The organism is Streptomyces sp. NPDC046303 (assembly GCF_055588085.1).
The window spans coordinates 74,694-94,429 of record NZ_JBVJFA010000020.1; the positions used below are offsets into that span (position 1 = coordinate 74,694).

Annotated in this window: 19 protein-coding genes; 10 read left to right on the forward strand and 9 right to left on the reverse strand. The window is 73.7% G+C overall.

Annotated features, from left to right (window positions below; translation table 11 throughout):
• Positions 1 to 651 carry a response regulator transcription factor gene (locus ACZ6I1_RS21790; protein ID WP_361765389.1) on the forward strand — a complete coding sequence of 217 codons (651 nt, stop codon included), beginning with the start codon at positions 1 to 3 and terminating at the stop codon, positions 649 to 651.
• 101 nt (positions 652 to 752) lie between these two features.
• Positions 753 to 1,910 (forward strand): ROK family transcriptional regulator, encoded by a 1,158-nt coding sequence (locus ACZ6I1_RS21795; RefSeq protein ID WP_469289558.1) that lies wholly within the window; start codon positions 753 to 755, stop codon positions 1,908 to 1,910.
• Between the two features lie 87 nt (positions 1,911 to 1,997).
• On the opposite strand, the gene ACZ6I1_RS21800 is transcribed toward ACZ6I1_RS21795, so the two are convergent.
• Positions 1,998 to 2,765: a GntR family transcriptional regulator gene (locus ACZ6I1_RS21800; protein ID WP_469289560.1), complete on the reverse strand. Its 768-nt coding sequence runs from the start codon at positions 2,763 to 2,765 to the stop codon at positions 1,998 to 2,000.
• Positions 2,766 to 3,066: 301 nt separating this feature from the next.
• On the opposite strand from ACZ6I1_RS21800, the gene ACZ6I1_RS21805 reads away from it, so the two are divergent.
• The 4 genes from ACZ6I1_RS21805 (at position 3,067) to ACZ6I1_RS21820 (ending at position 8,640) form a co-directional block, all read left to right on the forward strand.
• Entirely contained in the window at positions 3,067 to 3,921 is an 855-nt protein-coding gene (locus ACZ6I1_RS21805) for an alpha/beta fold hydrolase (RefSeq protein WP_469289561.1), read from the forward strand.
• Positions 3,922 to 3,976: 55 nt separating this feature from the next.
• Positions 3,977 to 5,230, forward strand: coding sequence for an alkaline phosphatase D family protein (locus ACZ6I1_RS21810; protein ID WP_469289563.1), 1,254 nt, complete (start codon positions 3,977 to 3,979; stop codon positions 5,228 to 5,230).
• Between the two features lie 105 nt (positions 5,231 to 5,335).
• The gene (locus ACZ6I1_RS21815; protein WP_469289565.1) at positions 5,336 to 6,769 is read left to right on the forward strand and encodes a GNAT family N-acetyltransferase; all 1,434 of its coding nucleotides are present in this window, start codon (positions 5,336 to 5,338) and stop codon (positions 6,767 to 6,769) included.
• A gap of 167 nt (positions 6,770 to 6,936) precedes the next feature.
• On the forward strand, positions 6,937 to 8,640 hold the full coding sequence (locus ACZ6I1_RS21820) for a DUF885 domain-containing protein (protein WP_469289567.1): 1,704 nt from the start codon (positions 6,937 to 6,939) through the stop codon (positions 8,638 to 8,640).
• 78 nt (positions 8,641 to 8,718) lie between these two features.
• Here ACZ6I1_RS21820 and ACZ6I1_RS21825 read toward each other — a convergent pair whose 3' ends face one another.
• Positions 8,719 to 9,231, reverse strand: coding sequence for a rhodanese-like domain-containing protein (locus ACZ6I1_RS21825; RefSeq protein WP_469289568.1), 513 nt, complete (start codon positions 9,229 to 9,231; stop codon positions 8,719 to 8,721).
• 94 nt (positions 9,232 to 9,325) lie between these two features.
• Here ACZ6I1_RS21825 and ACZ6I1_RS21830 point away from each other — a divergent pair, with 94 nt between their 5' ends.
• Positions 9,326 to 9,772: an Lrp/AsnC family transcriptional regulator gene (locus ACZ6I1_RS21830; RefSeq protein WP_469289570.1), complete on the forward strand. Its 447-nt coding sequence runs from the start codon at positions 9,326 to 9,328 to the stop codon at positions 9,770 to 9,772.
• Here ACZ6I1_RS21830 and ACZ6I1_RS21835 read toward each other — a convergent pair.
• The 3 genes from ACZ6I1_RS21835 to ACZ6I1_RS21845 form a co-directional block, all read right to left on the reverse strand.
• Positions 9,762 to 12,773, reverse strand: a complete 3,012-nt coding sequence (locus ACZ6I1_RS21835) for an AAA family ATPase (protein WP_469289572.1) — start codon at positions 12,771 to 12,773, stop codon at positions 9,762 to 9,764. The two genes, ACZ6I1_RS21830 and ACZ6I1_RS21835, sit on opposite strands and share 11 nt — an antisense overlap.
• Positions 12,770 to 13,939 carry an exonuclease SbcCD subunit D gene (locus ACZ6I1_RS21840; protein ID WP_469289574.1) on the reverse strand — a complete coding sequence of 390 codons (1,170 nt, stop codon included), beginning with the start codon at positions 13,937 to 13,939 and terminating at the stop codon, positions 12,770 to 12,772. The genes ACZ6I1_RS21835 and ACZ6I1_RS21840 overlap by 4 nt, the downstream gene beginning before the upstream one ends.
• An 84-nt stretch (positions 13,940 to 14,023) precedes the next feature.
• Positions 14,024 to 14,650, reverse strand: a complete 627-nt coding sequence (locus ACZ6I1_RS21845) for a YigZ family protein (RefSeq protein WP_446588783.1) — start codon at positions 14,648 to 14,650, stop codon at positions 14,024 to 14,026.
• A 105-nt stretch (positions 14,651 to 14,755) separates the two neighbouring features.
• Here ACZ6I1_RS21845 and ACZ6I1_RS21850 point away from each other — a divergent pair, with 105 nt between their 5' ends.
• Positions 14,756 to 15,160: a CoA-binding protein gene (locus ACZ6I1_RS21850; RefSeq protein ID WP_469289577.1), complete on the forward strand. Its 405-nt coding sequence runs from the start codon at positions 14,756 to 14,758 to the stop codon at positions 15,158 to 15,160.
• A gap of 22 nt (positions 15,161 to 15,182) precedes the next feature.
• On the opposite strand, the gene ACZ6I1_RS21855 is transcribed toward ACZ6I1_RS21850, so the two are convergent.
• Entirely contained in the window at positions 15,183 to 15,764 is a 582-nt protein-coding gene (locus ACZ6I1_RS21855) for a helix-turn-helix domain-containing protein (protein WP_469289579.1), read from the reverse strand.
• 105 nt (positions 15,765 to 15,869) lie between these two features.
• Here ACZ6I1_RS21855 and ACZ6I1_RS21860 point away from each other — a divergent pair, with 105 nt between their 5' ends.
• A complete protein-coding gene (locus ACZ6I1_RS21860; protein ID WP_469289581.1) occupies positions 15,870 to 16,736 on the forward strand; it encodes an EamA family transporter in 867 nt (288 codons plus the stop codon).
• Between the two features lie 50 nt (positions 16,737 to 16,786).
• On the opposite strand, the gene ACZ6I1_RS21865 is transcribed toward ACZ6I1_RS21860, so the two are convergent.
• A complete protein-coding gene (locus tag ACZ6I1_RS21865) occupies positions 16,787 to 17,641 on the reverse strand; it encodes an acyltransferase (protein ID WP_469289583.1) in 855 nt (284 codons plus the stop codon).
• A 131-nt stretch (positions 17,642 to 17,772) separates the two neighbouring features.
• On the opposite strand from ACZ6I1_RS21865, the gene ACZ6I1_RS21870 reads away from it, so the two are divergent.
• Complete coding sequence (locus tag ACZ6I1_RS21870; RefSeq protein WP_469289585.1) at positions 17,773 to 18,330, forward strand: gamma carbonic anhydrase family protein; 558 nt, start codon at positions 17,773 to 17,775, stop codon at positions 18,328 to 18,330.
• Here ACZ6I1_RS21870 and ACZ6I1_RS21875 read toward each other — a convergent pair.
• The gene (locus ACZ6I1_RS21875; protein WP_469289586.1) at positions 18,314 to 19,039 is read right to left on the reverse strand and encodes an ankyrin repeat domain-containing protein; all 726 of its coding nucleotides are present in this window, start codon (positions 19,037 to 19,039) and stop codon (positions 18,314 to 18,316) included. The two genes, ACZ6I1_RS21870 and ACZ6I1_RS21875, sit on opposite strands and share 17 nt — an antisense overlap.
• Complete coding sequence (locus ACZ6I1_RS21880) at positions 19,036 to 19,710, reverse strand: DedA family protein (protein WP_469289588.1); 675 nt, start codon at positions 19,708 to 19,710, stop codon at positions 19,036 to 19,038. The genes ACZ6I1_RS21875 and ACZ6I1_RS21880 overlap by 4 nt, the downstream gene beginning before the upstream one ends.
• Between the last annotated feature and the right edge of the window lie 26 nt (positions 19,711 to 19,736).

Sequence of the window (19,736 nt, forward strand, 5' to 3'; positions counted from 1 at the left end):
ATGCCGGTTACCGTACTGCTCGTCGATGACGAACCCCTGGTGCGCGCGGGTCTGCGCGCCGTATTGGAAGCCCAGCCCGACATCGAAGTGGTGGGTGAGGCGGCCGACGGTGCCTCGGTCGTCCCGCTCGTGCGGCAGCTGCGGCCCGATGTGGTGGCGATGGACGTGCGGATGCCGCTGCTCGACGGGATCGAGGCGACCCGGGCGGTCCTGCGGACGGTGGATTCCCCGCCGAAGATCCTCGTGGTCACGACCTTCGAGAACGACGAGTACGTCTACCAGGCGCTGCGGGCGGGCGCGGACGGGTTCCTGCTCAAGCGGGCGCGGCCCTCGGAGATCGTGCACGCGGTGCGGCTGGTGGCGGAGGGCGAGACGCTGCTCTTCCCGGCCGCGGTGCGGGCGCTGGCCGCGGAGTACGGGAACCGGCAGGCCCGGGCCGTGCTGGAGCGGGCGGCCCTGACCGAGCGGGAGGAGTCGGTGCTGCGGCTCATGGCGCGGGGGCTGACCAACGTGGAGATCGCGGGCGAGCTGATCATCGGCGCGGAGACGGTCAAGTCACATGTCAGTGCGATCCTGGCGAAGCTGGGGGCGCGGGACCGGACCCAGGCGGTGATCACGGCGTACGAGTCGGGGTTCGTCGCCCCGGCCTGACGGGAGGGGAACGTTCCGGCCGATGGGGGGCCGCTTCTCGCCGCCGCGAGGGGTGCGCAGTACGATCCGGCTGACAGGCTCACCGGCTGGGAGGACACACGTTGGGGCAGCTGACCGGCGGGGACCCCTCCCTGCTCCGGCGGATCAACTCCGCCGTGGTGCTTCGGGCCCTGCGCGCGGCCGCATCGCCGACCCTCACCGATCTCACCCGGGTGACCGGGCTCTCCCGGCCGACCGTCGAGGGAGTCGTCGAAGGGCTGATCGGGACCGGGCTCGTCGTCGAGGCCGACGCCGAGGAAGGTGCGCGGCGGCAGGGGCGTCCTGCGCGAAGGTTCCGGTTCCGGGCCGAGGCGGGGCACCTGCTCGGCATCGAGATCGGCTCGCACCGGATCGCGGTACTGCTCTCCGGGCTGGACGGGCGGGTGATCGGCGCCGGCACCAAGGAGGTCGCCGAGACGGCCTCGGCCGACGAACGGCTGGAGCGGGTACGGGCGGCGGTCGCGGACCTGCTGCGCCGGGCCGGGATCCCGCGCGACTCGCTCCGGGCGGTCGGCGTCGGCAGCCCCGGGATCGTGGAGGCGGACGGCACCGTCCGCCTCGGCACGGCGCTGCCCGGCTGGACCGGGCTGCCGCTCGGGGACCGGCTGCGGCGCTCGTTCCGGTGCCCGGTGCAGGTGGAGAACGACGCCAACGCGGCGGCGGTCGCCGAGCACTGGAAGGGGGCCGCGCGGGACACCGACGACATGGTGTTCGTGATGGCGGGACTCAGCCCGGGCGCAGGCTCGCTGATCGGCGGGCGGCTGCACCGCGGCTTCGGCGGGGCGGCCGGCGAGATCGGCGCCCTGCACCTGCTGGGCCGGGAGGTCACCCCCGAGAAGCTGCTGTCGACCACCGGCGAACCGCTGCACCCGCTGGACGAAGCCGCGGTCGCCGAGGTCTTCTCGATGGCCCGGCGCGGCGACGAGCAGGCGGTGGCCGCCGTCCAGCGGTTCATCCAGCGGCTGGTCCACGACGTGGCGGCGCTGGTCCTGGCGATGGATCCGGAGCTGGTCGTCGTCGGTGGCTGGGCGGCCGGCCTGGACGGGGTGCTGGATCCCCTCCGTCAGGAGCTGGAGCGCTACTGCCTGCGTCCGCCGCGGGTGGCCCTCTCCCTGCTCGGCGAGGCCGCGGTGGCCACGGGGGCGCTGCGGCTCGCGCTCGACCACGTCGAGGAGGAGCTTTTCGCGGTGGAGAAGACGGTCACGGCCCGCCGACGCTGACGAGCGAGCCGGCGAGCGCGCCGACCCGCCGGCCGGACTGGCCTGCCGACGGGTGTCCGCGTGTGACGGTGAGCGGTGCGGGCTGGTTCAGGAGGCGACGCGCGGCTCGTCGGTGATCTCGACGGCACCCGAGTCGCCGAAGGTCAGGCGGCAGGTGTCGGCGCGGTAGGTGGCCACCGACACGGCGGCGGTGCCCGCGGCGGTGAAGTACCGCGTGGTGACCAGGAGGACCGGGGCACCCGGCAGGCGGTCCAGCTCCTTGGCGTCGTCAGCGCGGGCGGAGCCGAGCTCCACCGAGCGGTCCTGGCCGTCGAGGACGAGGCGCTGGAGTTCGCGCAGGACGGCGCGGGCTCGGGCCGGTCCGGTCGGGGCCTCGATGGCGGTGAGTCCGGGCACGGAGGCAGCCGGAACGTAGAGCAGTTCGGCGGCGACGACCTGGCCCTGGGTGACCCGGGTCCGGCGGACGGTGTGGACGGGCTGGCCGGCAGCGGACGCTCCCGTACCGAGGAGCTTGAGGACCGCGGCCGGCGGCAGACCCTCGCCCGCGTCCACCGGCTCCCAGCCGTCGACGCCGTCACCGGGCCAGCCGTGCTGCGTGCTGCCGACGGCGACGCCGACGCGCGGCGGGGCGACCGTCGTTCCGACACCGCGGCGCCGCTGCAGACGGCCCTCGAGCTCGAGCTGCTCCAGCGCCTGGCGCAGGGTCGCGCGGGCCACTCCGAAACGGGCTGCGAGCTCACGCTCGTTGGGCAGCACCTCGCCGACGGCGAAGTCCTGGTCGAGCGCTTCGCTGAGGACGGTCTTGAGGTGCCAGTACTTCGGCTCCGGCACCGTTTCGAGCTGCGTGGTCCCCACCCTGAATCCTCCTGCCATCGCTGCACTCGCCGTGTGTTCCAGCGGCAGTTCCGCGCCCTTGTTTATTAAAGGTTCCTGCACTATCCCTGCGACGATAGGACGGTGCACCCCCTTGGTCAAGACCAATGCTCGGGCCTTTGCCGGGCAGATCGGGCATAGGTATCAAGCCGTTCACGGGATGTTCGCGTGCATCCGTACGGCCCAAAGCCTTGTAGTCAAGGCCTACCGGGCGGTAGTCATGGCGGTGGGTACTCCTGACAGCTTGTCTCGTACGCGTCCACCCCCTCCGACGAGGAGCAGCATGACCGCCACGGTCTCGTTCACCATCGAATCGCCGCTGGGCCCGCGCACCGCCACCGTCGCCTACGAGCGCAAGGGCGCGGGCGAACCGCTTCTCCTCCTGCACGGCATCGGCCACCACCTCCAGGCCTGGCACCCGGTGACCGACATCCTGGCCGCCGAGTACGACGTGATCGCCGTCGACCTGCCCGGTTTCGGCGTCTCGGAGCCGCTGCCCGAGGGGGTCCCGTACGACTTGGGCACCGTCGCCCCGGCCCTGGGAGCGCTCTGCGCCGCGCTCGGCGTCGAACGCCCGCACGTGGCGGGCAACTCGCTCGGCGGCCTGCTCGCGCTCGAGATGGGCCGGATCGGCCTGGCCCGCTCGGTGACCGCGCTCTCTCCCGCCGGGTTCTGGACCGAGGGCGAGCGCCGCTACGCCTTCGCCACCCTCCTCGCGATGCGCGCCGGCGCCAAGGCGCTGCCCCGCCCCGCGCTGGAGCGGCTCGCGCACGCCGCCGTCGGCCGGGCCGCGCTCACCGGCACCATCTACGCCCGCCCGGGGCGCCGTTCGCCGCAGGCCGTGGTCGCCGAGACCCTCGCCCTGCGCGATGCCACCGGATTCGAGAAGACCTTGGCCGCGGGCGGTTCCGTACGGTTCACCGACGACGTGCCCGGCCTGCCGGTCACCATCGCCTGGGGCGCCCGCGACCGGCTGCTCCTGCGCCGCCAGGGCGTGCGCGCCAAGCACACCGTGCCCGGCGCCCGGCTGGTACGGCTCCCGGACTGCGGTCACGTCCCGATGAGCGACGATCCCGCGCTGGTCGCCCGGGTGGTCCTGGACACGGCCCGCAGCGCGGCAACCCGTACGGGCGCCTGAGCTGCTGACGGCTGTTCATCCGGGGTTCGCGTGGCGGACGCGGCCGGGCCGGGGTGTGGCGGCACGCTGGTCCGGCCCCGATCCCGCCGCCCCCCTGGAGATCCACCGCCGCACGGGCGAGCCGGTCCGCGGCACGTTCCGCACCACCCCCGCCTCCCGCCGCCACGACGTGCGCTTCCTGTGGTCGGGCGACTTGGCGGGCCAGGGCTGGGGCATCAACCCGGACCTCGGCGGCTACCGCGTCTTCGAGGAGATGCGGCTGCGCGACCCCGATTTCTTCCTCTTCAGCGGGGATACGATCTACGCCGACGGGCCGATCCAGGCCGCCGTACCCCTGCGCGACGGCAGCGTCTGGCGCAACGTCACCACCGAGGAGAAGTCGAAGGTCGCCGAGACGCTCGCCGAGTTCCGCGGGAACTTCCGCTACAACCTGCTCGACCGCAACCTGCGCGACTTCAACGCCCAGGTCCCGGTCCTCGCCCAGTGGGACGACCACGAGGTGCGCAACAACTGGTACCCCGGCCAGCTGATCGAGGACCCCCGCTACACCGTCAGGGAAGCCGACGTCCTCGCCGCCCGGGCCCGCCAGGCCTTCGGCGAGTACTTCCCCATCACCGACCTGCGCGGCGGCCGCGCCGAGGGCCGGATGTACCGCGTGATGCGCTACGGCCCGCTGCTCGACGTCTTCGTGCTCGACATGCGTACCTACCGCAACGCCAACTCCCCCGGCACCCAGACCGAGGACCCCATCGGCATCCTCGGCCCCGAGCAGCTCGCCTGGATCAAGCGGGAGCTGTCGCGCTCCCGCGCCACCTGGAAGGTCATCGCCGCCGACATGCCGCTGGGCACCGTCGTCGCCGACGGCGCGGCGAACGTCGAGGCCGTGGCCCAGGGCGACCCCGGAGCCCCGCTGGGCCGGGAGCTCCAGATCGCCGAACTCCTGCGCCACATCAAGCACCAGCGCATCACCGGCACCCTGTGGCTCACCGCTGACGTCCATTACACGGCCGCCCACCACTACGCGCCCGAGCGGGCCGCCTTCACCGACTTCGCGCCGTTCTGGGAGTTCGTATCCGGCCCGATCGGCGCGGGCGGTTTCCCCGCCGGGCGGCTCGACGCCACCTTCGGTCCGGAGACGGCGTTCGTGCAGTCGGCCCCGTTCGCCAACATGGCGCCCTCGGAGAACCCCCCGTACTACGGCGAGGTCGACATCGACGGCGGCAGCGGAGAACTCACCGTCCGGCTGCGGCGCCAAGGCGGCGGCGTGCTGTTCACGAGGACGCTCCAGCCCGGCCGCGTGGGCCAGTGAGCACACGAACCGGGAAAACCGCGTGAAATCGACCAGATGGACACTTAACCAGCCGGTCACAGATCGTTCGTGATCACGCAACACCCCTGCGTCACAGTGGTCTGCATGACTGACCGTAGTGTTACCTCTGCCCAGCGTCTCCACCGCCACCACTGGCGTCGCGACGTCGTCGAACTCGCCGCGCTCTTCTGCGCCGTCGCGGTCGCCGACGCCATCGCCAATCTCGTCGTGCACGGTCCGAGGGGCCCGGTCCTGCTGGTCGCCTCGGCCGTCGCACTCCTGGTCACCGCGGCCTTCCACACCTGGTGGGCACGGCGCCACAGCCATGCGCCGCCGCCGGAGAACACAGCGCCGAGCGATCCGACCCCGCCGCCGGCCGCTGTCCCCGGCGCGACCGCCGCCGCCTCCGCCCTGTGGCGGATGCGCACCACCGTCCGTGACGAGCCCGGCTCCCTCGCCGCGCTCTGCACCGCCCTCGCCCGTAACGGCGTCGACATCCTCACCCTCCAGACCCACCCGCTCCCCGAGGGCGGCACCGTCGACGAGTTCCTGTTGCGCGCCCCGCAGCAGCTGCCCTCCGCCGAGCTCACCCGCGCCGTCGCCCGGGCCGGCGGCCACAGCACCTGGATCGAGCGCGCCGACGCCCACGACCTGGTCGACACCCCGACCCGCGTACTGGGCCTGGCCACCCGGACCGCCCTGGACGCCGCCGAACTCCCCCTCGCACTGCGCCAGCTCCTGGGCCGGTGCACGATCCACTCCATCCCGGCGACCACCCTCTCGGGCCGCCCGAACTCCGGAGGCGACGCCCCGGTCGAGGGGGTCCTGGAGGCCACGGTCATGCGGCTGCGCGACCCCTCGGGCGGCGCGATCACCGTGGAGCGGCCCCACTTGCCGTTCACCCCGACCGAGTTCGCCCGCGCCCGCGCCCTGGTCGAGCTCGACGCCCGCCTCGGCCCGCGCGTGCCCCGCAGCCAGGACGTGCTGACGCTGCCCGAGGGCAACGAGATCACCGTGCGCCGCGCGGACGGTTCCGACCGGGCGGCGGCCCGCGCGATGCACGACCGCTGCTCGGAGCGCACCCTCGGCCTGCGCTACCACGGCCCCGTCGCCGACGCCGACGCCTACCTCGGCCACCTGCTCAGCCCCCGCTTCGGCCGCACCCTCGCCGCCACCACCGCCTCCGGCAAGCTCGTCGCCCTCGGCCATCTGCTGTGGGACGGGGACGAGACCGAGGTCGCCCTGCTCATCGAGGACGAGTGGCAGCGCCGCGGCATCGGCTCCGAGCTGCTGCGCCGGCTCATCTCCCTGGCCATCGAGGCCGGCTGCGACAGCGTGTACGCCGTCACCCGGGCCTCCAACACCGGCATGGTCGCCGCCATGCGCGGCCTGGGCCTGCCCCTCGACTACCAGGTCGAGGAGGGCACCCTGGTGATCACCGCCCGCCTGGACGCCACCCCGGTCGTCTCGCGCCTCCCGTACGACCTCCCGTACGACCACCCGCGCGAGCAGGAGCGGCGCCCCCACCACCGGCACTGACACCGGCCGCGCCGCACCGACGCCGAGCGGCACGCCCCGGTCCACCCTCCGGTTCACCCTCCGGTCCGCCCTCCGCCCGTACCGGAGGGTGGGCCGGGCCGCTCGCGTCAGCAGACCGGCGTCCAACGGTGATGACGCGACCGCATCCCGCGTACGAAGATGTCCCCATGTCAGAGACCCTCCACAACGGCAGCGACACCAGGCTGCCCCGCCAGGTGGCCGACGCGTACGTCGACGACCTGATCACCCTCGACCCGATCACCGGTACCTACCTCGGTGTCGCCGCGAGCTCCGGCAAGCTCCCGGACTTCTCCCCGGCCGGCCGCGCGGCCGTCGCCGAGCTCTCCCGCACCACCCTCGCCCGCCTCGACGCGGCCGAGCGGCTCCCCGGCGCCGACAGCGACGTCGAGCGCCGCTGCGCCCGCCTGCTGCGCGAGCGCCTCACGGCCGAACTCGCCGTCCACGAGGCCGACGAGGATCTGTGCGCGGTCAGCAACATCCACAGCCCCGCCCATTCCATCCGCGAGGTGTTCTCGCTGACCCCCGCCGACACCGACGAGGACTGGGCGGCGATCGCCGAGCGGATGCGCGCCGTACCGGCCGCGCTCGCCGGCTACCGCGAGAGCCTGGACCTCGGTCTGCAGCGCGGCCTGTACGGCGGCCCGCGCGCCACCGCCACCATGATCGGCCAGCTGGCCTCCTGGGCCGGCCAGGACGGCGACGAGCCCGCCTTCTTCGAGGACTTCGCCTCCGCCGGTCCCGACGCCCTGCGCGCCGAGCTCGACGAGGCGGCGGCCGCCGCGACCGCCTCCGTCGCCGGACTGCGCGACTGGATGGAGTCGGTGTACGCCCCGGCCGTCGAGGGCAAGCCGGACACCGTCGGCCGCGAGCGGTACGCCCGCTGGTCGCGGTACTTCAACGGCACGGACCTGGACCTGGACGAGGCGTACGCCTACGGCTGGTCCGAGTACCACCGGCTGCTGGGCGAGATGAAGGCCGAGGCGGCCAAGATCCTGCCGGGCGCCGGCCCCTGGGAGGCGCTGCGCCACCTCGACGAGCACGGCACCCACATCGAGGGCGTGGACGAGGTCCAGGCCTGGCTGCAGGGCATCATGGACGAGGCCATCGAGAACCTCGACGGCACGCACTTCGAACTCGCCGAGCGGGTCCGCAGGGTGGAGTCCCGGATCGCGCCGCCGGGCGGCGCCGCGGCCCCGTACTACACCTCCCCCTCGGAGGACTTCTCCCGACCGGGCCGCACCTGGCTGCCCACGATGGGCCAGACCCGCTTCCCCGTGTACGACCTGGTCTCGACCTGGTACCACGAGGGCGTGCCGGGGCACCACCTCCAGCTCGCGCAGTGGACGCACGTGGCGGACCGGCTCTCGCGCTACCAGGCCACGGTCGGCATCGTCAGCGCCAACGCCGAGGGCTGGGCGCTGTACGCGGAGCGGCTGATGGACGAGCTGGGCTACTTCAAGGACGCGGAGCAGCGTCTGGGCTACCTGGACTGTCAGATGATGCGCGCGGCGCGGGTCATCGTGGACATCGGCATGCACCTGGGCCTGGAGATCCCGGCGGACTCTCCGTTCCACCCGGGCGAGACCTGGACCCCTGATCTCGCGCAGGAGTTCTTCGGCCTGCACAGCGGCCGGCCCGCGGACTTCGTGGAGAGCGAGCTGACCCGGTACCTGTCGATGCCCGGCCAGGCGATCGGCTACAAGCTGGGCGAGCGCGCCTGGCTGCTCGGCCGGGACAACGCCCGGGCCGCGCACGGCGATTCCTTCGACCTGAAGGCCTGGCACATGGCGGCCCTGTCGCAGGGTTCGCTGGGGCTGGACGACCTGGTGGACGAGCTCTCGAAGCTCTGACCCCTACAGGCGCAAGGCCGCGAGGGCCGCACCCCGGGTGGGTGGTGTGCGGCCCTCGCGCGTGTCCGCCCGGCCGGTTCAGCAGCCGCAGTCGTCCGAGTCGGTGGGCGCGGTCAGCGGGTCGGCCTCGGCACGCCGCTGGCTGCCCTGCCAGGTCTCGACCTCGAAGCCCTCGCGGATCCAGTACTCGATGCCGCCCAGCATCTCCTTGACCTGGAAGCCGAGTTCGGCCAGGGCCAGTGCGGAGCGGGCGCCTCCGTTGCAGCCCGGGCCCCAGCAGTAGGTCACCACGGGCACGTTCTTGTCGAGGAGCCGCTCGGCCTGCTCGGGGATGAGCGCGGTGGGCAGGTGGATGGCGCCGGGCACGTGGGCCTGGTCCCAGGAGGGGGTGGAGCGGGAGTCGATCAGCTGGAAGCCGAGCTCGGCGCCCTGTTCGCGGTGGGCCTTGAAGGCGGCGGCGACGTCCGACACGTCCGCGTGGAAGGCGAGGCTCGCCGCGAAGTAGGCGGCGGCCGCGGCCGGAGAGGCTGGGGCCACCCGCAGGACGGGGTTGGCGGCGGGCGCGGTCGAGGTGTTCCGTGTCGTCGTCATGGCTCAAAATCTACGATCTGTTGAAGAACCTCGGAAGTGGATTTCCCCGGCCTTTTCCTTGTCCGACCGGGGAATCCCCTGCTAGACCTGCCATATGACCGACTATTCCCCCGACGCCACCGACTGGCGGATCCTCGAAGCCCTCCAGCGGGACGGCCGCGCCAGTTTCACCGAGCTCGCCCGCTCCGTGTCGATGTCCGCGAGCGCCGTCACCGAACGGGTCCGCCGCCTGGAGGAGTTCGGCATCATCACCGGCTACACGGCGGTGGTCGACCCGGAGAAGCTCGGCAAGTCGATCCTGGCCCTGGTCCGGTTGCGCTATCCGCACGGCAACTACAAGCCGTTCCACGATTTCCTCGACGCCACCTCCGAGATCTTGGAGGCGCACCACGTCACCGGTGACGACTGCTTCGTCCTCAAGGTCGCCGCGCGTTCGATGGGACACCTGGAGGAGGTCACGGGCCGGATCGCCGGCCTCGGCTCGGTGACGACGAGCATCGTGTACTCCTCACCCCTGCCCCGCAGGCCGCTCAGTCCGTGAGCGCCGCGGTGCGGTGGCGCACCACCGAGCCCCCGCGCTGCTTGACGATCTCCAGCTGGGCCTGCACGCGGGTCCGCAGATCGGCCACGTGACTGACGATGCCGACGCTGCGGTCCCGCTCGCGCAGCGAGTCCAGTACGTCGAGCACCTCGTCCAGTGCCTGGTCGTCGAGGCTGCCGAATCCCTCGTCGATGAAGAGGGTGTCCAGGCGCATGCCGCCCGCCTCGTCGGTGACCACGTCGGCCAGCCCCAGGGCGAGGGCGAGCGAGGCGAAGAAGGTCTCGCCGCCCGACAATGTGGCGGTGTCCCGCTCGCTGCCGGTCCAGGCGTCGACCACGTGCAGCCCGAGGCCGGAGCGGCCCCGTCCGCTCGCCCGCGCGTCGGAGTGGACCAGGGTGTAGCGGCCGCCGGACATCCGCAGCAGGCGTACCGTCGCGGCGGCGGCGACCTGCTCCAGGCGGGCGGCCAGTACGTACGCCTCCAGCCGCATCTTGCGTTCGTTGTCGGCGGAGGTCCCGGCGGTGAGCCCGGCCAGCCGGGCCACCCGCTCGTAGGCCTCGCGCAGCGGACCCAGGGCGCGCAGTTCCTGCTCGGCCTGCCGGGAGAGCCGGTCGAGCTCGGCGCACCGGACGCGGGCCGCGTCGAAGGCGGACCCGGCCGTACGAAGCTTCGCCTCGACCTGGGCGGCGTACGCCTCGGCCTGCTCCGGCGCGGCCGGAGGCCGGGTTGCCGCGGCGGCCGTGTCACTCTCGCCGAGGCGGTCCGCCAGCATGGCTTCTTCTGCCTGCCAGGCGTCCATCCGGCGCTGGAGCGCGGTGCGTTCGTATTCGGGGAGCACCGCGTCGGCGGCGGCCTCTACGGTGTCGAAGCCGGCCTTGAAGGCGGCGTCGGCGAGCTGGTCGTCGGCTTCCTTCAGGCGGGCGGCGGTGGTCTCGGCCCGGCGCAGCGCGGTCGCGGCCGCCGAGACCATCCGGACCCGGTCCTCCAGGATCCGGGCGCGGGCCGCGACGGTCGGCGCGTCGGCCCGTACGAGGGCGAGCTCTGCCTCCAGCGCGGCCTGTTCGCGGTCGAGTTGCTCGCGGTGGGAGGCCCGGGCAGCGGCCCGGCGCTCGGCGTCGAGCCGGTCGGCGCTGCGTGCGGCGTGCTCGCGCTCGGCGCGGGCGAGCTGCTCGCGGGCCGCGTGGAGTCCGGCGGCCGCGGCGTGCGCGGCGGCGTGCCGGGAGCTCAGATCCGCGGTCAGGGCGAGGAGTTCGCCGGTGGTGGCGTCGCCGGCGACGGCCGCGGCGTCGGCGCGGGCCTGCTCGTCGGCGGCCAGCCGGCGCTCGACGACGGCCTTGGCCTCCTCGGCCTGCTCGAAGCGTGCGTGGGCGGCGTCCTCGGCGGCACGGTCCACGTGGCCGGGGGCCGGCCGGGCCGGAGCGGGGTGCTGCGACGATCCGCAGACGGCGCATGCCTCCCCCGCCACCAGCGCCTCGGCGAGTTCGGCGGCGATCCCGCGCAGCCGGGCCTCCTTGAGCTCCAGCCAGCGCTCCCGGGCGGCGGCCGACTCCTCGCGGGCGCGGAGCAGTTCGGCCGCGTCGCGCTCGGCGGCGGCGGCCAGCTCGTCGCGCCGCCGGGCCGCGTTCAGCTGGAGCCGGGCGGGTTCCAGCTTGCCCGCGAGCTGCTCGGCCAGGGTCGCGGCCTGCTGGGCGGCGTCCACGCGGGCGTGCAGGGCGGCCCGGGTGGCGTCCCAGCGCTCCAGCCACTCGGCGGATTCGCGGTGCTGCTCCTCGGCGGCGCGGGACTCCCGTTCCAGGTTGGCCCGTTCGCGGCCGATCGCGGCGCTGCGCTGCTCGGCCCGGTGGGCGGCGCCGAGCGCGCCGAGCTCCTCGCGCAGCCGCTGCTCCTCGGCGGCCAGTTGCCCGGTCCCGGCGTCCTGCAGGGAGGCCGGGAGTGCGGCGCGGGCGGCCGTTTCCGCGTGCGCGGCGGCCAGGTGCCCGGCGGAGGCCGCGCCGCGCAGTTCCAGGGCGGGAGCCACCAGGGCGCCGCGGCGGGCACGGTCCAGCAGGGCGCGCACGCGCTCCCGCTCGGGGGCCGCCTCGGCGAGGACGGCGGCCCGCCGGGCGGTCTCCGCGTGCCGCCGCTGGAGCCGGTCGAGTTCCCGCGCGTCCTCGGCGGCCCGCCGGGCGGCGGCGTGCCGGCCCTCGACGGCGGCGAGCGCCCACTCCGCGACGGTGAGCCGCTCGCGCGCGGAGCAGCGGGCGACGGCGGCCCAGGCCCGGACGGCGCCGGCGAGTCCGGGGTCGCCGGGCTGGTGCCGGGGCAGCGGCCAGGCCCGGAGGTCCGCGCTGTCCCCGGCGGCCTGCGCCAGCCGCTGTGCGGTGTGCAGTACCTTCTCGTCCCCGGCGCGCACCTTGGCCTCGGCGGCCCGGCGGCGTTCGCCGAGCAGGGCTTCGACGGCGGCGAAGCGGCGGGTGTCGAAGAGCCGGCCGAGGAGCCGGCCGCGGGCGGCCTCGTCGGCGCGCAGGAACCGGGCGAACTCGCCCTGCGGCAGGAGCACCACCTGGCAGAACTGCTCCCGGCTCATGCCGAGCAGCTGCTCGATCTCCTCGCCGATCTCCTGGTGCGAGCGGCTGAGCGGCTGCCAGCCGTCGGCGGTGTGCTCGCGCAGCAGGCTCTGCGCCTTGTCCTTGGTGGTGCCGGTGCCGCGCTTCTTGGGGCGGTCCTGCTCGGGGCGCCGGGTGATCTCCAGGCGGCGGCCGCCCGCAGTGAGTTCGAGCGTGACCTCGGTCGGGGTGTCGGCGGCCGCGTGGTCGCTGCGCAGGCTGGTGCCGGGGGCCTGGCGGGCTCCGGGGACGGATCCGTACAGGGCGTAGCAGACGGCGTCCAGGACGGAGGTCTTGCCGGCGCCGGTGGGCCCGTGCAGCAGGAAGATGCCGGCTCCGGACAGGGCGTCGAAGTCGATGTCCTGGGGTTCGGCGAAGGGCCCGAAGGCCGTGATCCGGAGCCGGTGGAGCCTCATCGGTGGGTCTCCTGACGGCTGTCGTCGGCCCGTACCTCGTCGAAGGCGCCCTGGAGGACGGCCCGTTCGGCCTCGTCCGGCTGGCCGCCCCCGCGTACGTGGGCGACGAAGTCCTCGGCGATCTCCTGGTCGCTGCGGCCCTTGAGCCGCTGGGCGTAGGAAGCGCCGGTCTCTTCTTCGCGGCCCTCGGGGTCGAAGGCGAGGCTGAGGGTGTGCGGGAAGCGGGCGGCGAGCCGGGCCATCGGGTCGTCGGGGCGGACGGGGTCGGTGAGGGTGGCCTCGACCCAGGAGTCCTCGTGCCGCGCGTGCGCCGGGTCCTCCAGCAGCTCGTCCAGAGGTCCGCGCAGCCGGGCGAGGGGCCGCGGTACGGGGGTGTCGATCCGCTCGGCGGTGGTGATCTCGCCTGCCCCGCCCAGTTCGATCAGCCACATGCTCTTGCGGTGGTCGGCCTCGGAGAAGGAGTAGGCGAGCGGGGAACCGGAGTAGCGGACCCGTTCGTTGATCGTCTGGCAGCCGTGGAGGTGGCCGAGGGCGGTGTAGTCCACCCCGTCGAAGACGGAGGCGGGCACGGCCTCCACCCCGCCGACGGAGATGTCGCGCTCGCTGTCGCTGGCCTGCCCGCCGGTGACGAAGGCGTGGGCGAGGACGATGGAGCGGGTGCCGGGCGGGCGGGCGGCGAGGTCGGCGCGGATCCGGTCCATGGCCGCGCCCAGCACCGCCTCGTGGCTCACCTTCTCGGCGTCGAACCGGTCCTTGACCAGTGCCGGTTCCAGGTACGGCAGCCCGTACAGCGCCACCTCGCCGTGTGCGTCGGCGAGCACCACGGGGTCGGCGCAGCCGCCCGGGTCGGTGCGGAGGTGGATCCCGGCCCGTCCGATCAGCCCGGCCCCGACGCCGAGCCGGCGGGCGGAGTCGTGGTTGCCGGAGATCATCACGGTGGGCACGCCGAGCTCGGCGAGCCGGTGCAGGGTCCGGTCGTACAGCTCGACGGCGGGCAGTGGGGGCACGGCCCGGTCGTAGACGTCGCCGGCGACGAGGACGGCGTCGACCTCGCGCTCGCGGACGGTCTCGACGAGGTGGTCCACGAAGGCGGCCTGGGCTCCGAGCAGGCTGACGCGGTGGAAGGACCGGCCCAGGTGCCAGTCGGAGGTGTGCAGGACCTTCACTCGCCGGCCTCGCCGCACATACCGTCTCCCCCTGGTGGTCTCCCGCTCGTGAACCCCTCTACGCTAACGCGTCCGGCCCGTCGCTCAGGGCGCGTACGTCTCTCCGCCGAGGGTGAGGGCGGCACTGCCCGCCGTGCTGTCGGCGAGCCAGGCCTCGAAGGCGGGCAGGTCCGCCTCGGGGAGGGCGACCTCGATCTCGACCGCGGCCCCGTAGCGCAGGTCCACCACGGTACGGCCGGTGGAGCGCAGGTCGTTCTGGGTCTTGCCGGCGCGCTGGTGGTCGACGGTGACGGTGGCCAGCCGGTAGCGGCGCCGGGTGACGGTGCCGAGCGCGTCGAGGGCCTCGCCGACGACTCCGCCGTAGGCCCTGATCAGGCCGCCGGCGCCGAGTTTCACACCGCCGTAGTAGCGGGTGACGACGGCGACGGCGTACCGGATGTCGCGGCGCATGAGCATCTGCAGCATGGGCACCCCGGCGGTGCCGCCGGGCTCACCGTCGTCACTGGCTTTCTGGACGGCCGCGTCGGCGCCGATCACGTAGGCGAAGCAGTTGTGCGTGGCGGTGGGGTGCTCCTTGCGGATGCGCGCGACGAAGTCCTGCGCCTCCTGCTCGGTCGCGGCGGGCGCGAGCGAGCACAGGAAGCGCGAGCGGTTGATCTCGGACTCGTGCACGCCCTCGCGGGACACCGTCACGTACTGGTCTGCCTTCACCGCTCCACCCTACGGGGAATCGGACATGTGTCTTTTCGGTTGCTGTTGCAGAGCGCGGAGCAAGCAGCGCGAAAACAGCAGGCACAGCAGCAGGAGGCGGCACACGTGTACGGCGATCCGGCGACCATCCGCAAGATCCTCACCGAACTGGGCGACACCTGGGCCGTGGTGGGCCTCTCGAACAACCGGGACCGGGCGGCCTACGGGGTGGCGCGCGTCCTGCAGCAGTTCGGCAAGCGGGTGATCCCCGTACATCCCAAGGCGGAGACGGTGCACGGGGAGCCCGGGTACGCCTCGCTGGAGGCGATCCCCTTCAAGGTGGACGTGGTGGACGTGTTCGTGAACAGCGAGCTGGCGGGGCCGGTGGCCGACCAGGCGGCGGCCGTCGGAGCGGACGCCGTCTGGTTCCAGCTGGGCGTGATCGACGAGGCCGCCTTCGAGCGCACCCGCGCGGCCGGGCTGACCATGGTCATGGACCGCTGCCCGGCGATCGAGATCCCGGCGCTCTAGCGCAACGTACCGGCCGGCCCTGCTAGACCGGTGCCGAGACCGGCGGCACGGACACCGCGAGGGTCATCTCCATGGGCACGGAGCCGTCGTTGCGGTAGCCGTGCGGGAGGTTGGCCTCGAAGGCGGCCGCGGCGCCGGCCGGTACGCTGAACCGCTCCTCGCCGACCACCAGCGTCAGCTCCCCGGCCGTGACGTGCAGCATCTCGATGGTGCCGGAGGGGTGGGGGGCGGACTCCGTGGCCTCGCCCGGCACCAGGTGCCAGGTCCACAGCTCCATCGGCCCCCGTTCGTCGGTGCCGATCAGCATGGTCGTCGAACTGCCCGCCTCGCTGGACCAGATCCGTACGCTCTGGTCCGGCGGGACGATCCGCACCTGCGGGCCGCGGCCGTGGTCGAGGAGCGTGGAGATGCTGACGCCGAGCGCGTCGGCCAGTTTGACGGTGGTGCCGACGCTCGGGTTCGTACGGGCCTGCTCGATCTGGATGATCATCCCGCGGCTCACTCCCGAACGGGCCGCGAGGGAGTCCAGGGTGAAGCCGCGCTCTCCGCGCCACCGCTTGAGGTTCCGGGCGAGCGTCTGGGTGAGCTGTTCGAGATCCGACACGTTCCGTCCAATATTGTGGATGACGCAGTGCAGTACAGTGAACTACCCTGCGGAGTGCTCGATGCTGCACCCCACCGTTCACCGCACTGTACTGCGAGGCCTGCCATGACCGCCCTCTTCGCCTTGGCCACGGCCGTCCTGTGGGGCCTCGCGGACTTCGGCGGCGGGCTGCTGACCCGCCGGATACCGGCGCTGACCGTGGTCGTCGTCTCGCAGGTCGTCGCCGTGTTCGTGCTCGGCGCCGTCGTGCTCAGCACCGGCGCCTGGCGCGAGGCGGGCCCGCAGCTGTGGTTCGCGGTCGGCGCGGGGCTGGTCGGACCGGTGGCCATGCTCAGCTTCTACAAGGCGCTGGCGCTCGGGCCGATGGGCGTGGTCTCGCCGCTCGGCTCCCTCGGGGTCGTCGTCCCGGTCACCGCAGGCCTGGTCCTGGGCGAGCGGCCCGGCCCCGGACAGTTCGCCGGCATCGTGGTGGCCGTCGCCGGCATCGTCCTCGCGGGCGGACCGGAACTGCGCGGTGCACCCGTCCAGCGGCAGGCCGTTGTCCTCACCCTGGTCGCCGCCTTCGGGTTCGGCGCCGTGATGGCCCTGATCGCCGAGGCCTCCGCCACCGTGACCGGCCTGTTCCTGGCCCTGTTCGTGCAGCGCGTCACCAACGTCGCCGTGGGCGGCGCCGCCCTGTGGGTCCGGACCCGGCGGGGCACCCCGGCGCTCCCGGCGGGCACGAGCCCGCGCGCCCTGTGGGCGATGCTGCCCGCACTGGCCTTCGTCGGCCTCGCCGACGTCGCGGCGAACGGCACCTACTCCATCGCCGCGCAGAACGGCCCGGTCACCATCGCCGCCGTACTGTCCTCGCTCTACCCGGTGATCACCGCGCTGGCGGCCTTCGCCGTACTGAAGGAGCGCCTGCGCCCGGTCCAGGCGGCGGGCGCGGGCCTGGCCCTGGCCGGCACGGCCCTGCTGGCCGCGGGGTAGGTAGGGGTGTCCTGGTGGATCAGCGCCGGGCCCGGGCCGCCTGGCACCCCCTAGGCCTTCTCGGCCTCCACGAACTCGGCCCCCGCCGGTTCGGCTCCCGCCGCTTCGGCTCCCGCCGGTTCGGACTCCGCGAGATCCGATTCCGCCGGCTCCGCCAGCTCCGCCAGCTCCGATTCCGCCAGCTCCGCCAGGCCGCGCAGCTGTTCCGGGGTCATCCCGTCGGGGATCGGCACCGGCGCCGGTGTGCGCAGCGGGGGCTGCCAGCCGGTCTCCGGCTCCCAGCGGCGGACGACGCGCGCCGGAGCGCCGGCCACCACGGCGTGGTCCGGCACCTCGCCCCGTACGACGGCACCCGCGGCCACCACGACGTTGCGGCCCAGCCGCGCGCCCGGCAGGACGACCGAGCCCGTACCCAGCCAGCAGCCCGGGCCGATCTCGACCGGCGCGCTGCGCGGCCACTGCCTGCCGACGGGCTGGTGCGGATCGTCGTAACTGTGGTTCGTGGAGGTGATGTACACCCCGGGGCCGCAGAAGGTGTCGTTCCCTATGGTGATCGGGGCGTCGGCGATCACGTGGCTGTCCCGGCCGATGACCACACCGTCGCCGAGGACGAGCATCGGCTCCGTGCCGAGGTCGAGGTCCGGCATCATCCCGGCGGTGAGGGTGACCTGCTCGCCGATGATGCAGTGGTCACCGAGCCGGATCCAGGGCTCTCCGAAGATGGTGCCCTGCGGGAAGGCGAGCCGGGTGGCGGGCCCGATCGCGCCGAACCGCAGCCGCCCCGGGGTGTGCGCGGTGACCGCGCCGGCCCGCTGCATCCAGCGCCAGCCGGTGTGGACCGCGCGGTTCGCCAGCCGGCGGCGCAGGGCCGCCAGAGAGGAGAACGTGTTCTGGTTCTTCGGCACCCGGCCACGGTAGTCCGCCGGGGGCCGGTCGTCCGGACCACGATCCTGTGATCTTCACCCCATCGCGGGGCGGGCGGGGCGCGTGCCCTACCGTGCCGGTAGCGCGGCATCCGGAAACAGAGGAAATGATCATGACGCAGCATGCGACGCAGGGCCAGGCACTCATCGCGGGCGTGGGCGGCAAGCAGCCGTCCCTCGACCCGACCGCCTTCGCCGCACCCACCTCCGTCGTCGTCGGCGAGGTCACCCTGGCCGCCGGCGCGAGCATCTGGTACTCGGCCGTGCTGCGCGCCGACTGCGGCCCGATCGCGCTCGGCGCGGACAGCAACGTGCAGGACAACTGCACGATCCACGTGGACCCCGGATTCCCGGTGTCGATCGGCGAGCGGGTCTCCATCGGCCACAACGCCGTCGTGCACGGCTGCACCGTCGAGGACGACTGCCTGATCGGCATGGGCGCGACCGTCCTGAACGGTGCGGTCATCGGCGCCGGCTCGCTGGTCGCCGCGCAGGCGCTGGTCCCCCAGGGCATGGTCGTCCCGCCCGGCTCGCTGGTCGCGGGCGTCCCGGCCAAGGTGCGGCGCGAGCTGACCGGGGAGGAACGCGAGCACATCAAGCTCAACGCCCAGATGTACGTGGAACTGGCCAAGCAGCACCGCGCCTCGGTCACGCTCACCCCGGAGGTCTAGCCGCCCAGGAGTCCCCCGTGTTCCGGTCCCGGTCCTGCCACGCCGCCCGGAGCAGGGACAGCACCGCCGCGTACCGGGGGGCGCGGGTGTCGGGTCCCGGCCGGGCGGCGGCCCAGGCCCGCCCCTCCCTCGCCTCCTGCACCGTCCGCCGGGTCAGGGTGGCACCGCGCGCCAGCAGGTGCTCCACCATCGGGGCGGCTCCGAAGCGGGCGGCCCAGTCGAGCGGCGTGAGGTCCCGCATCGTCCGCTCTTCGATGTCGGCGCCACGCTCCAGGAGCAGGTCCACGGTGTCCGGGAACCCGTCCGGCGTGGCCGCCAGGACCAGCGGCACGTACCGCATCCGTCCGGCGGGGCCGCCCGGTGGCGCGCCGGCGTCGAGGAGGGCCCGGGCGACGTCCGTGTGCCCGTTCGCCGCCGCCAGCGCCAGCGGTGTCGTCTCGTCGTACGGGCCGGCATCGAGCCGGGGGTCGGCGCCCTCCGCGAGGAGCAGCCGGACGGTCTCCGTGTGCCCGCCGCACACCGCCAGGTCCAGCGCCCGCCGGGCACCGGGCACCCAGGCGTCGACCTCGGCCCCCGCGGCCAGCAGCTGCCGTACCGCGGCCGTGTCGCCGCTCTCCGCCGCCCGGCCCAGCCCGTTCACCAGCGGGTTGTACTGGTCCGACCGGCCCTCGTCGGACCAGTCGCCCTCCGGTCGCGCCACGGCCGTCACTCGCCGACGGTCGCCCCGACCGCCTGCTGTGCGGGAACCGCGGCCCCCGCCGGCGTGGCCGCCGCCGCGGCCGCCTTCTTCATCCGGCTGCGCATCACCAGCGTCACCGCGACGGCGAACACCACGGCGAGGCCCAGTGCCAGCCAGGAGAACCGCTTCAGCCACGGTTCGGCGACGACTCCGACCGAGTAGATGACGGCCGTGGTGCCGCCCGCCCAGAGGATCCCGCCGAAGATGTTGGCGATCAGGAACTTCCAGTACGGCATGTGCAGCACGCCCGCCAGCGGCCCGGCGAAGATCCGCAGCAGCGCCACGAACCGCCCGAAGAAGACGGCCCACATGCCCCACCGCTCGAAGGAGCGTTCCGCCAGCGCCACCTGGTCCGGCCCGAAGTGCTTGGGGAAGCGCCGGCCCAGCTTCTCCAGCAGCGGCTTGCCGCCCCTGCGCCCGATCGCGTAGCCGATCGAGTCGCCCACGATCGCCCCCGTGGTCGCGCAGATGCCCAGTACGACCGGGTCGATCTCCCCGTGCTGGGAGGCGAGCAGGGCCGAGCTGACCAGGACGATCTCGCCCGGCAGCGGGATGCCGAGGCTCTCCAGGCCGATGACCAGACCCACGAGGAGATAGATGCTGACCGCCGGAATCGTCTCCAGCCATTCCTGGATGTGCACCGGTGCGTCCTCCCGAATCGTCCCCG